We start from the raw sequence: 13103 nt of genomic DNA, 5'->3' as shown, positions 1-13103 counted from the left end.
AGAGAATCTAATGAAAGGAAGTTTAGCTATGACGATTATTGGTATGCTGCATCATCGACTTGATCCAACAACAGTGCTCAAGTCCTATGCCTTTGCAGCAGTTGCGAAAGCTGAAGGCGCAACATTTTTTTACTTCACACCTAAAAGTGTGGACTTTGCCAAACGTTCTATTCGAGCAAAGGTCTATGAGAATGGACAATGGCAAGAGAAAACAATGCCCTTTCCTGATGTTATCTATAATGCAGGAAGCCCTGAGAAATTATCTGTCTCGAAGGAGATTATTGACCGTTTAAAAGAGGAGATTCCATTCACAACCCATTCAATCGGGAACAAATGGAATGTGATGAAACGATTAAAGGAAGCGAAGGAATTTGAACAGTATTTGATTCCCTCTGAAATTGTAAAGGATGCCGATTTATTTCATAAGTTCGTTAATTATTATAAACGAGTTGTGTTTAAGCCAATTGATGGACGAAAAGGGAAGGGTATTTATTTTATAACGAAGGCGGGAGCCAAATATTTTGAGGTGCGAAAGGATAGCACCACGACAACCTATACAAAGCCACAATTGGATGCATTGATAAAGGAGCAACTTGCGTCTGGCACCTTTATTATGCAGCCGTATATTCAATCTGTTACAAAATCTGGTCAGGTCTATGATTTCCGCCTGCATGTTCAAAAAAATGGAGAAGGTAAATGGGTAGTGACAACGGTGTATCCACGCATTGCACCGAATGGCTCCATCATACCGAATATTAATAATGGTGGCTATACCAATTATTTAGATCCTTTTTTGGAGCAGGAGTTTAAGGAAGAGGCCTATAATATTCGGCGAATGCTTGAGCATTTTTCACTGGCGCTGGCACATCATCTGGATGAAATTCAAATGGCGAAATTTGGGGAAGTTATTGATGAAATTGGCATTGATGTAGGGTTAGATCAAAATCAAAAAATTTGGATGTATGAGGTCAATTGGCGCCCAGGCTGTCCTCCTGCCTTTTACTTGGAATTAGATGTGGTCATCCATTCTATCCGTTATGCGATGTATCTTGCCAAAAATCAAAAACCGCTGAAAAAGAAAATTGTCCAACAAAAAACGAAGCAGGTGGAGGCAAAGAAAACCTTACCTATTATTGCGATTACAGGAAGTGCAGGGAAAACCACGACAAAGGCATTTGTGGGTTCGATCTTATCGAAAAAGTGGAATGTATTTGAATCAAAGGATTATTGGAATACGACGGAGCATACGAAAAAGCATAAGGAAGAAATCAATGATACACATCAGGCCGTTGTATTAGAGTATGGTATGGCTTACCCAGGCATTATTACCAATCACTGTAGCATCATCCAGCCGAATATTAGTATTGTAACGAATATAGGCTTAGCCCATGTTGGGAACTTTGATGGAGATGTAAGGGGTGTTGCCAAGGCAAAATCGGAATTGATTCACGGCATGGATCAACAGGGATTACTCATTGTCAATCAAGATGATGACAATTCAAGATACTTAGAGACACAGCAATTTAAAGGGAAAATCATCACGGTAGGCATTAAAAAAGAAGCGGATTACCGTGCATATGATTTGCAATATAAAGATGTCGGCATGTCCTTTAAAATGAAGCTGCATGGGCAAGAAATAGAATTATATATTCCTATTTTAGGAGAACATCATGTATACAACGCATTGAATGCAGTGGCAGTGGCTGATCTTTTAGGATTTAGTCCACTTGATATTCAGGCAGGGCTCAACTTTAAAAAACCACCAAGACGTTTAACGATTTATAATTGCCGTGATTATATAACGGTTATTGATGATACAGTACACTCTCATCCGCAGGGGGTTCGTGCTGCGCTCGATGTACTGAAGAATATCGCGACAAATCGCAAGGTAGCCATTATTGGGCAAATGCGAGAACTTGGTGTCTTGAGGGAAGAGGAATATCGTAAGGTTGGAGAGTACGTGTATGAGATAGGCATCGATGAATTTATTACCTATGGCTTTAGGACAGATGAAATGAGTAATGCTGCCATCGCGAAGGGCATGGACCCATCCAGAGTACATCATTTTATTAATAAAGATCAATTGCATGCCCTCCTTGAAAAGCTCATTAAGCCCCATGATACCATTCTTGTGAAGGGTGCAAGTAAAACCAATATGTTTGAAACCGTGAAGTTTTTAGATCAAACGTTTAAAGAAGAATAATTGTTTACGACTGATGAAGATAAAAAAGCCCGAGTAACTGTCCACTGGCAAGCGGCAATTATTCGGGTTATTTTTTTCAAACTCTCAAAATGAATTTTATTTCCTTCGCTGCAGTGATTGCGTGATTTCTTGCTTCCTTCAAGGTTGCTCCCTCTGCAATGACATAGGCGTAACGATGACCCATCGATAAAGGTGGGGTGAGGAGGGTGCCTCTTCTCGGTTTGACATATACTTCAACGACGCCAGTTGATCTTGTCGCTCTTGCCTTGCCAATAACCTTTTCTAAAATTCCTCTACTTTCCACAATGACATATTTTGTATACACAAATTTTTTATGTCTTGGTTGCAGATTAGGCTGTTCTCCTAGCAAAATCTTCAGTGTTTCTTCTACTAAACTAAAACCTAGAGCTGCTTGTAGCATATTATTCATAGCGCCACCTGAAATTCGAGGATTGATCTCGATAAGTTTCCAACCATTTTGGGTTAATCGAAGCTCTAAGTGAAGAGCCCCATTCTCAATACCAAAGGCTTTCACGATGGAATGGAGTACCTCCTCGATGCCTGATTGGATGTCTTTAGGGGCTTTCACTAGAACACCATAGCCAGTAATGATAAATCGTTTTCCTTGGGTAATTTCTTGCTCAATTATACCAATGACATGTGGTTGTCGTTGATAAACAACCGCCTCTACTAAATATTGAGGGCCATCTAGATATTCTTCAATCATGATGGTTTCATAGGGATTTTTACTGCGTAGTGCTTTGAGGTGGTTATTGAGCTGGTCGGCATCCGTTGCTAGTAAGACATCTTTTGAGCCAGTTGATTTAGGAGATTTTACGATTAATGGAAAGGTTAAATTTTTAGCTATAGGTTCGTTCGGTTTCATGAGCGAAAATTTTGGTGAGTATGGTTGGTCTTGTAAAAACTTTCTTGTTTTTTCTTTATCCTCCATAGTTTCAATGGCACTGGAGGATGTATAGTTCTGACAAAATTCATCACATAGTATTGAAGCAATATGGACAAATGGATCAACAAAACTAACGATACTTTTAATATTTAATCCAGCTTTTCCTAGTTTCTCAATTTCATCTTTCATGCTCTCGATATCAAAAGTATCAATGAGTATCATTTTATGGATGTCGGGGTAGGCTCTGCGCTGCTGAAGTTGTTTTTCATTATTTGTGAAAAGTACTGTGAAGTAGCCTAATTTTTCTGCTGCCCTTGTTGCTTCACGACTAGACCCAGATTTGTTTGTACCGATAAATACAATGGCTTTCAGGTATATCACTCCTTCTATTGGTACTTAGATACTTAATCACCTTTATATATATGCAATGAAATAGATTTCCTCTAGTTATGTATCTTGTCTACATCCAAGCAACTTTTAAAAGGTTACATATACTAGAAAAGAAAGGAGGGAGAAAAGATATGAAGCCTCTTTCGGTGAAAAATTTAGCAATGATTACGGCAGGCTATCTAGTGCACGGGTCAGAGGATACACTGATTCAGCATGGGGCTTATCGATTAAAGCAAGTGAAAAAGTCCAATACGGCCCTTTTTACAAGTAAACGTATTGTTAATTGGAAAAATCTTGAGCCACTTTCTCCTCTAGTGCTAGTGACCGATAGAGCTTATCGGCCAACTGACATTCCTAATCATGTCATTATGATACAGGTAGCGAATGCAGAAGAGGCCTATTGGAAATTTGTCCATTTTTATCGCAGCCAGTTTCATATTCCGATTGTCGCGATCACAGGTACATCAGGCAAAACAACGACAAAAGAGATGATTAAACATATTCTTTCGGCTGATCGGAAAGTGACTGCGACGACATTGAGCAGCAATTCTAGAACGGCTTCTTTGCAATATTTACTGGGCATTGAGGATGAAACCGAGGCTGCCGTTTTTGAAACAGCAGTGGGCTCACCTGGAGACGTTACGAATGCAGGGAGATATTTCAAACCGACAATCGGTATTATTACGAATATCGGAGCCCATCATTTAAATTATTGCAAAACATTAGAAGGCTATATTCAAGCAAAGGGAGAAATGCTAGATATCATTCATCCAAAAGGTACATTAATTATCAATGCTGAAGATATGAATACGAAAAAAATAGATGTTTCGAGATTTCGTGGGCGTTTGATTAGGATAGGAAAGCATGACTCCTGTGATTTTCGCGCAAGCCATATCCACTACTATCAAAAAGGGATGAAATTTATTCTGCATCATGATAGAAAAAGCTATGACATACTTGTACCAGGGTTTGGAGAGCATCAGGTTTATAATGCTCTTGCTGCCATTGCCGCGGTCCATGATATGGGGATCCCTATTCCAGTCGCAGCACAACAGCTTCAATCATTCCGTCAATTAAAAAAACAACTGCAACTCTTTGAGGGCATTAATCATTCCATGTTATTGGATGATACATGGAGTATTACAACCACTTCCTTAGAGGCTGCCTTAAAAGTGTTGAATGAATTAGGTGACGGAAAGAAAAAGATTGCGGTTATTGGTACGATTACCGATTTAGGTTCGTGGGGCTACATTATTCACGAACAGGCGGGTGAATTAATTCAACGTATTGGCGTGGATGTCCTGATTACCATTGGAGAACACGCAAGGATTATGGCTGATCATGCAGTAAAGCTAGGATTTAGCGCGCCTGTTTATACATTTAAAAATAGTACGCTAGTCTATCCGTTATTGCAGAAGATTGTGGATGAAAATACCATCATTCTCATAAAGGGAGATATGTATAGCGAACAGGTCTCTAAATTAGCAACGGAGCTAAAGCTAAAGCCTCCACCACCTGCTGATTAGCTTCTTTCCATATAGGATATTGACTGTGCCACATAGAAGAGCTTTCTAATAAGGTATAGTAATTGATCAAAAAGCAGCACGCTAGATCAAGAGAAGAAATAAGTCATCTACAAGATTGATAAAGAGAGGAGGCGTAGTACACTTGCAATCCATTAGTGTGCAGAAACTTAGGAATGTCCTACAGGGAAAGCTCATTCACGGATCAGAACAATGGTCTGTTAAGCAGGCGATCTACTATAATCGGCATGATTTAACAAAGAGCCATTCGCTCCTGTTTGTTAGTCGAAACGATCAAATCAATTGGCAAGAGATTGATCGGAAAGGTCCGTCTCTTATCATATCCGATAAACCGTCTACAGAGTTAAAAAATGCACTGGAGAATACAACCGTTTTACAAGTGAAAAGTGTTGCACAGGCATATTGGACATTTATCGAGTATTATCGTGGGCTCTTTGAAATTCCCGTTGTGGCTTTAACAGGAACTTGTGGGAAAACAACGACAAAAGAGATGTTAAAACATATTGCTAGTAAGCATTGGCAAGTGCAAGCATCCATCAGTAGTAAAAACGAGCCAAGGCAATCATTACCTTATTTAACGGGCATTGACGATAAAACACAAGCCGCTATCTTTGAATTAGGCTTAGGGAATACGGGGAATATTAAACATCAATGTATGATCTATCAGCCAACTATTGGCATCATTACAAACATTGGTGTGCATCATCTAGATGGCTGTCTCAATTTGGAGGGCTATATTAAGGCTAAGGCAGAAATTGTGGAAGGCATTAAAGAAGATGGCACGTTAATCATCAATGCTGATGATGCCAATACTAAAAAAATCTCATTGAAAAGATTTAAAGGGAAGACTATCAAGTTTGGCTTACAGGATACGGCAGATTACAAGGCTTCGAAAGTGGAGTTTGCCAATACGGGCATGAAGTTTGTTTTAGAGGTAGCGGATGAAACATACAATGTGTTTGTCCCAGGCTATGGAGAGCATCAGGTCTATAATGCCTTAGCCGCGATTGCAGCTAGCCATGAAATGGGGCTGACCATTCGTCAGGCAATCGCAGGACTAAGAACATTTAAACAGATGGCAAGACATTTAGAATTTACGACAGGACTTGGTGACAGTACAATTATTGATGATACATGGACAAATAACCCAACATCTGTAGAGGCAGCCTTAAAAGTGCTAGATACGGTGGGAAAAGACAAAAAGGTCATTCTTGTTTTAGGGGATATAAAGCGATTAGGCAATTTTGAAGAAAAATATCATCGCGAAATCGGCTCCATGGTAGCAGTAAGAAAGATCGATACATTGATTACCATCGGCAAAAGGGCAGAGAAGATTGCCGATCAAGCGCAAAAGGATGGAACCAGCGCAGAGGTTCATACGTTTAAAGAGGTAGCAGGCGTTTTAGAATTATTGAAACCAAAGCTAGATGCGGACACGATAGTTTTAATTAAGGGACCGATGTCTAGTAGATCCATGATCGAATTTGCCAATAAACTAAAAAACGCATAGAAAAAGGGTGTCTCAAAATGAATGAGACACCCCAGACTGTAGACAAAAGCCATCGAGAGGTTCACTCTCGATGGGCTTTTGTCATTTTTCTTCCTATTTTATCTTTAACATTTGATAATATACTACCAAATTCAACATACTCTTCGAGCATAGCTACCTTCTTAAGCTGCCTGCCACGTCCAAGTAGCCAGTTTCTTTAAATTCATGGCAGCAAAAGTAAGCATCGCCTGCATGGACAATTTTTTTAGACCTCTTAAGGTTGTCCATCGCATACCATGCTTTTCTTTTGCATCCGCAAATACACGCTCAATCGTTTCTTTGCGCTTTGCATAAATCTGTTTGATGTCATAGGAATGGCGTAAATGTTCAGCTTCCTCCACATACGACTCCCAAATATGGCGTTGAATGAGTTTTTGATGATGCTTACTTTCTGTACATTGGGAAAGGCTTGGACACTTCGCACAAATCAAAGGATTCGATTTATATTGCCGATATCCTTCTTTCGTCGTTGTTGCATACTTCAATATCTGCCCTTGTGGGCAAAGATAACAATTATAGTGCTCATCATATATATACTCATGCTTTCGGAAGAATCCATCTTTCGTTTTAGGACGTGTATAAGGAAGAACAGGCAACATTTGATTCTCTAATAAAAAATTCGTAATCGCTGGTGTTTTATAGGCTGCATCTGCCGCAACAGCTAATGGTTTTTGAACGTTTTCAATGACTTTTTCCACAAGTGGCTGTAATACATGACTATCGTGCACATTTCCCGGAGTTACAATGGCACCCAAGACAAAGCCCTTTTCATCTGTCGCTGCATGAAAAGAATACGCAAACTGCTTCGTACGTTCATCCTTCACGTAATAGCCACTTTCAGGATCTGTCGTGCTTTCCTTTATTTCTTTCCATTCTTCCTTTTCAAACTTCTCCGGGGGAAAGGGCTTTTTTCCGTGTTCCTCACGATCAATATTTAACTCTAATTGAAGTTTCTCTTCATAAGCCCGTGTTTCTTTTCGCACAACTTTTTTATCATACTTTCGTTTATTCGCACTCGCTTTCACATGCGTAGAATCGATAAATAAATGGTCTGCATGGAGGAGTCCTTGATGCATAATCTCTTTTAATATACGATAGAATATCTGCTCAAATATATCAGTGTCTTGAAAGCGACGGACATAATTTTTACCGAAGGTAGAGAAATGCGGGACTTCTGTATGGAAGCCAAACCCTAAAAACCAACGATACGCCATATTCGTTTCAATTTCTTTGATGGTTTGACGCATGGACCGTATACCAAAAACGTACTGAATAAACGTCATTTTAAAGAGAACAACAGGATCAATACTAGGGCGTCCTTTAGCAGAGTAGAGGTTTTCTACTAAAGGATAGATAAATGAAAAATCAATAGCCGCCTCTAGTTTTCGTACTAAATGATCTTGGGGAACTAATTGATCAATCGTTAGCATTTCTAATTGTTCACGTTCATTGATTTGATTTTTCGTCATCATGGTTGATCACCTCGAAAGTGTACTTTTTATCAATAATTCTTTATGTAGAAGTTGATTGGAACGAAGGGTGGCGACTCCTGCGGGAAAAGCGGGAAAGTCGAGATCCTGGACTGAGCGAAGCGAGGGAAGCAGCTCGACCCCGCCCGCGGAAAGCGTCCGCCCGTAGTGGAAATCAACGGCTTTACTTTATTGTAAAAGAAAAAAGACTGTAGGCAAACTCAAAATTCATTGAGTTTGTCTACAGTCTGGGGTGTCTCAAAATGAATGAGACACCCAATTCTTACTTATTTTAAAACACGCCGAGCTGTTACCCATGTTATGCTTAACTTTGTTTCACAACAGTTCGTAGTCATATTAATATATTGATTACTCCCTATAATAGATCCTCGTTTGTGTGATTTCGAATAATAAATCTACTTTTTGAAACTGAGATTTTTGAATACGTTTACCACCTAAAGCTTGTGTTTGCTAATTTATTCTTCAACTCAATACCATGTTTCTTAAAGACATAGTAAGTAAAACCTGTACTTGTAAGTCAGTGCACTTAACAGGGCGTAGAGTTATTTAGTAGAGATAACGCGCTTCGCAGTAATATAGTGTTGAGCATAATAATCAACAAATAATACTCTTGTCATGACACCATCGGAATTAGGGATGATGATACGGTGATCGCCTGCATAAATCCCTACAAGAGAAGGTTTTTTTGAACCTTTCACACTATTAAAGAAGACTAAATCACCCTTTTTCAAATTAGCACGCGCTACAGTTGATCCTTTGCTCATTAAACCGCTTAAAGAAGTTGATCCTAGTTTAACGCCACTTTTACGATAGATGAAATCAACAAATGCTGGAGCGGTAAAGCGTAGACTTGACTCATTTGTTGTCGAGCTAATCGTTACTTTATTTTTATAAGTCAGCGCATTCTCAACAATTTTATCGCCTTTTGTTGCAGGGTTGGCTGATAGCAGAGTAGGTAATACTCTACGTGCCGATACATAGTTTTCTTTATAATACGGCTTACTATTTAAATCAGAGATAACTATATTTTGTTTGGTATCAGCCATATGGATGATTTTATTGTCGCCAATATACATACCGACATGATCGGGATCAGTTCCCGTTTTTTTACTTTTAAAGAACACTAAATCGCCTTTTTGTAATTGGTTTCTCGCTACATAAGTCCCTTGCTGAATCATATAATTTTCATTATACGTACCAAGGTCTACCCCGTTTTTCTCAAAGATGTACATTAAAAATGAAGCACAAGAAAATTTGTATGGGTATGTAGGCTTGTAAACCGAATTGCTGTATGTTGCTTGCCCCATTAAGCTTTTACCAGTCTGAATTAATTGGTCTGCTTTTACAGCTACCGCCTGTGCGTTGTTCTGAGCATTTGTAGTCGCAGCCTCTACTTGTATTGGCTGGATCGCTGTTTGCACCATTCCAAATGAACTAAATCCAATTGTTAATGCAAGTGTTGTAGATAAAAATCGTTTATTCATGTTGTGTAACCTCCTAAAGCATCTAGTAGGATTTCTCCTGTATACCTTTGCCATGGAAATAATCGTAGCATGAAAAAGTAGGGCTTCTGGGCGGTAAATGTTACCAGGGTAACTGAAGGGAGGGCTTCAACACTTGCTATAAAAGGCTTTATCAAGGGAATTTACAGTTTTATTACAAATGTTTCAGTAAGATGTAATATGGAACAATTCCATGAAAAAAGCTGCCCCAAAACGAGGCAGCCTACACGATTTTCTGTATCATTTCTACACGATTACCAAAGGGATCACGGAATTCAAAACGCTCGTAATGAGGAATAGGCACGGAATCGAGTATCTTGATTTGATGAGCTGCGAGTTTCTTCCGCCAATACTGAATATCCGCTACTTGATATGCAATATGCGCCTTTGTGGTCAAACGATCGAAGCCATCCTCTGTCCCTACATGGACCTCCTGTTGACCAAGCTGTAACCAAAATCCCCCACGTCCTTTGAGAGAGTCAGGCTTCTCTAATTCTTGAAGTCCTAAGACATGACAATAAAAATCCTTCCCTTGCTCCTCACAACCTTTCGGAATTGTTATTTGCACATGATGTAAACCCATAATCATCTCAGACTGTCCCCCTTTTTTCTTAATTATAGAGTAATTTCTAAATATTTGAAATGGATGGGAGGATAGAATTTGAACTGGTGGATAGAACTTCAAAAGTGGCGGATAGAATTCAAAAACTGGCGGATAGAATCATCAAATGGAAGGATAGAGTTTAAACTAGCGGATAGAATTTCAAAAGTGTAGGATAGAATTCAAAAACTGGCGGATAGAATCATCAAATGGAAGGATAGAGATTAAACTGGCGGATAGAACTTCAAAAGTGTAGGATAGAATTCAAAAACTGGCGGATAGAATCATCAAATGGAAGGATAGAGTTTAAACTAGCGGATAGAATTTCAAAAGTGGAGGATAGCGCTTCAAATTAAGTGGATAAAACCTCAAAAGAGAGGGATAGAGCTCTAAATCTAATCTTTAGAACTTCAAAAGCCCAACATTTCTATTCTGTTAAGATTTAATACTATGGTATAATAATAAAAACGGAATAATAGGATAGAGGTACAAATTAGATTTTTTAATTTGTTTAAAAGGGAAGATCGGTGTGAATCCGACGCTGTCCCGCAACTGTAAATGGGAGCACATTTCAAAAGACCACTGTTACGAGTCGTAATGGGAAGGTGAAAGGTGTGATGAACATAAGCCAGGAGACCTGCCTTTATCTAGTACAGCCAAAAAACCTACGCGGATAGGGGGTGTTGAGTGTGACTAGAAAATTTCTCCTGCATGCTCATAGTACGATGATTGCTAAAAAGGGTGCTTCTATGTTTAATAGAAAGCTTCTTTCCATCTGGCAATCACCGTATTATGTCGTGTATTTGTCATAGTAGACATCTTTCTGATGAGGGAAAGATGTTTTTTTATGGAAAAAATTAAAGGAGCGGTTCACATGAATCCACAAGTTGTTGAGTACTATGAAAGCTTATTCAAATTTGAAATTATGCAAGAGCCTAAACCCTTAAAGGAGCTTGTCGAACAATATGTTGGGCATGATGCTTCACATGAGCAATCTATTTTAGCAGCATACGCAAATGTTTTGAAAGAATTAAGAGGATAGATGTTTGGCTACTTCGAAAAACGAAGTAGCCATTTTTTAATAAGCGCATGCTTTGACAATTAATAATAGTAGGCGTACAATTTCGTTGAACAATTGTTTTGAACGTTTGTTCAAAAAAAGAGGTGAGAACTATCGATCAAAAAGAAAAAAATAAAGAGGTAAAGGATCAAATTTTACAAGCGGCAAAAACCTTGTTTTCATCAAGGGGCTTTGATGGCACCACGGTGAGACAAATTTGTGAAGAAGCAGATGTGTCACTTGCACTTGTTTCCTATCATTTTGGTGGCAAGGAAAATGTCTTTAATGCATTATTTGAACCGCTACGCCACACCTTTATGAATGCTCATTATGACGTTCAAGATTCAATCGGTGCGCTTCGTAGCTTTTGTCGTAACTTTGTTCTTTACCGAATCCAGGAGCATGAGTTAATTGATATATTACAGCAAGAAATAGTCATGAATAGTCCTAGGCTTGAGATGCTAAAGGATGTGTTTTTACCTTCCTGGGAGCAACTTCGGACAATTTTATTGGCTTGTCAGGAGCAACAGACCATTTACTTCGAGTCACTTGATGTTGCACTGAACTTTATTATGGGAACGTTAATGTATTCGTTGAACAATCCCTTTTTAAACCGTTCTTCATTACAAGTAACACCTGATCAGATTGCGGAGCTTGCAGTGAACTTCGTGTTACATGGTCTTCAAACAAACTTATAAAAAGAAGGTAGTAGAATGAAAGCAGCAAAATTTTACGGTGTAAAAGATATTCGAGTAGAGGAGGCACAACTGCCAACACTAGAGCCAGGCATGGTGAAAGTAAAAGTTGCCTTTGCTGGAATTTGTGGTAGTGATTTACATGAATATGTTGGTGGGGCTTATGCATTCCGTACACAACCCGTATTAGGGCATGAATTTGCAGGTGTCGTTGTAGAGGTTGCAAAAGGCGTTACACAGACAAAAGTAGGAGATCGTGTGGCAGTGGAGCCACCAATTCCATGTGGTAAATGTGATAATTGTCGACGTGGCTATTCCAACTTATGTAAACGTGGTCAATCTTATGGCTATACAATTTCTGGCGGATTTGCAGAATATGCAGTTGTACAAGAAGAAAATATTCACCTTCTTCCTGACAATATGAGCCTAGAGCTAGGCGCACTTGTTGAACCTACAGCAGTCGCGGTTCACGCAGTTCGTCAAAGTCAATTAAAGCTTGGCGATACAGCTGCTATTTTTGGTGCGGGTCCTATTGGTTTATTGGTCTTGCAGGCTGTGAAGGCTGCGGGAGCAAGTGAAATTTTTGTCGTAGAGGTATCCGATGAACGACGCCAAAAAGCACTTGAATTAGGCGCAACGTATGTCATTAATCCAATTGATACGGATGCAGTAGCGTTTATACGTGGAAAAACAACTGGTGGGGTAGATGTTGCGTATGATGCAGCAGGTGTGCAAGCAACATTTACAAGCGGAGTTAGTGCTGTTCATCCAGGTGGCGAATTTAAAATCGTCAGCGTTTGGGAAAGACCTGTAGAATTTAACCCTAATGCGGTGGTTTCTCCAGAGGTAAAAATCAGTGGCTCGTTTGCCTATGTGAATATTTTCCCTGAAGTGATTCGATTACTTGCTCGTGGTGTAATTGATGGACAAGCTGTTATCACAAGCCAGATTGCAATAGAGGATATCGTGGAAAAAGGTTTTGAAGCTTTAACAAAGGATCGTAGCCAATGTAAAATTCTTGTGAATATGAGCATGTAATTTTCTGAAATCATAGCCGAACTTGAGGTTTGGCTATGATTTTTTGGGCTACCTTAATAACATAATACCAATTGGAATACATTTGTTTGTCATAAAACTGCCTTTAGGACTTCATTCATATTTC

Annotated in this window: 11 protein-coding genes and 1 riboswitch; of the genes, 7 read left to right on the top strand and 4 right to left on the bottom strand. The window is 39.2% G+C overall.

The window, feature by feature from the left end:
• Window positions 1–10: 10 nt before the first annotated feature.
• Window positions 11–2203 (top strand): YheC/YheD family protein, encoded by a 2193-nt coding sequence (locus tag ACMGGO_RS14020; RefSeq protein WP_420281967.1) that lies wholly within the window; start codon window positions 11–13, stop codon window positions 2201–2203.
• A gap of 76 nt (window positions 2204–2279) precedes the next feature.
• Here ACMGGO_RS14020 and ACMGGO_RS14015 read toward each other — a convergent pair whose 3' ends face one another.
• Window positions 2280–3491, bottom strand: a complete 1212-nt coding sequence (locus ACMGGO_RS14015; protein WP_048390271.1) for an ATP-grasp domain-containing protein — start codon at window positions 3489–3491, stop codon at window positions 2280–2282.
• A 140-nt stretch (window positions 3492–3631) separates the two neighbouring features.
• Here ACMGGO_RS14015 and ACMGGO_RS14010 point away from each other — a divergent pair, with 140 nt between their 5' ends.
• Both ACMGGO_RS14010 and ACMGGO_RS14005 read left to right on the top strand, forming a co-directional pair.
• Window positions 3632–5026 (top strand): Mur ligase family protein, encoded by a 1395-nt coding sequence (locus tag ACMGGO_RS14010; RefSeq protein ID WP_374806006.1) that lies wholly within the window; start codon window positions 3632–3634, stop codon window positions 5024–5026.
• 142 nt (window positions 5027–5168) lie between these two features.
• A complete protein-coding gene (locus ACMGGO_RS14005) occupies window positions 5169–6554 on the top strand; it encodes a UDP-N-acetylmuramoyl-tripeptide--D-alanyl-D-alanine ligase (RefSeq protein WP_374806005.1) in 1386 nt (461 codons plus the stop codon).
• Window positions 6555–6715: 161 nt separating this feature from the next.
• Here the strand turns inward: ACMGGO_RS14005 and ACMGGO_RS14000 are convergent, their stop codons facing one another.
• The 3 genes from ACMGGO_RS14000 to ACMGGO_RS13990 all read right to left on the bottom strand — a co-directional run bounded on the left by ACMGGO_RS14000 (window position 6716) and on the right by ACMGGO_RS13990 (window position 10174).
• Entirely contained in the window at window positions 6716–8065 is a 1350-nt protein-coding gene (locus ACMGGO_RS14000) for an IS1182 family transposase (RefSeq protein WP_420281576.1), read from the bottom strand.
• A 560-nt stretch (window positions 8066–8625) separates the two neighbouring features.
• On the bottom strand, window positions 8626–9567 hold the full coding sequence (locus ACMGGO_RS13995; protein ID WP_374806004.1) for a C40 family peptidase: 942 nt from the start codon (window positions 9565–9567) through the stop codon (window positions 8626–8628).
• Between the two features lie 241 nt (window positions 9568–9808).
• Window positions 9809–10174 (bottom strand): VOC family protein, encoded by a 366-nt coding sequence (locus tag ACMGGO_RS13990; protein WP_048390278.1) that lies wholly within the window; start codon window positions 10172–10174, stop codon window positions 9809–9811.
• Between the two features lie 479 nt (window positions 10175–10653).
• Window positions 10654–10846, top strand: a riboswitch (cobalamin riboswitch).
• Window positions 10847–10875: 29 nt separating this feature from the next.
• Between ACMGGO_RS13990 and ACMGGO_RS13985 the strand changes: the two genes are divergently transcribed.
• From ACMGGO_RS13985 to ACMGGO_RS13970, 4 genes are all read left to right on the top strand, one after another.
• Window positions 10876–10998: a hypothetical protein gene (locus ACMGGO_RS13985; protein ID WP_374806003.1), complete on the top strand. Its 123-nt coding sequence runs from the start codon at window positions 10876–10878 to the stop codon at window positions 10996–10998.
• A 35-nt stretch (window positions 10999–11033) separates the two neighbouring features.
• Window positions 11034–11228, top strand: coding sequence for a hypothetical protein (locus ACMGGO_RS13980; protein WP_112117820.1), 195 nt, complete (start codon window positions 11034–11036; stop codon window positions 11226–11228).
• Window positions 11229–11350: 122 nt separating this feature from the next.
• Window positions 11351–11944 (top strand): TetR/AcrR family transcriptional regulator, encoded by a 594-nt coding sequence (locus ACMGGO_RS13975; protein WP_115674035.1) that lies wholly within the window; start codon window positions 11351–11353, stop codon window positions 11942–11944.
• Window positions 11945–11959: 15 nt separating this feature from the next.
• Window positions 11960–12979 carry a 2,3-butanediol dehydrogenase gene (locus ACMGGO_RS13970; protein WP_288580345.1) on the top strand — a complete coding sequence of 340 codons (1020 nt, stop codon included), beginning with the start codon at window positions 11960–11962 and terminating at the stop codon, window positions 12977–12979.
• Window positions 12980–13103: the final 124 nt, after the last annotated feature.

Origin of the sequence: Lysinibacillus sp. BNK-21 (assembly GCF_048684915.1) — a bacterium.
Lineage (GTDB): Bacteria > Bacillota > Bacilli > Bacillales_A > Planococcaceae > Lysinibacillus > Lysinibacillus capsici.
The sequence above is the reverse complement of the archived record's forward strand: the minus strand, read 5'-3'. Positions and strand labels throughout refer to the sequence as shown.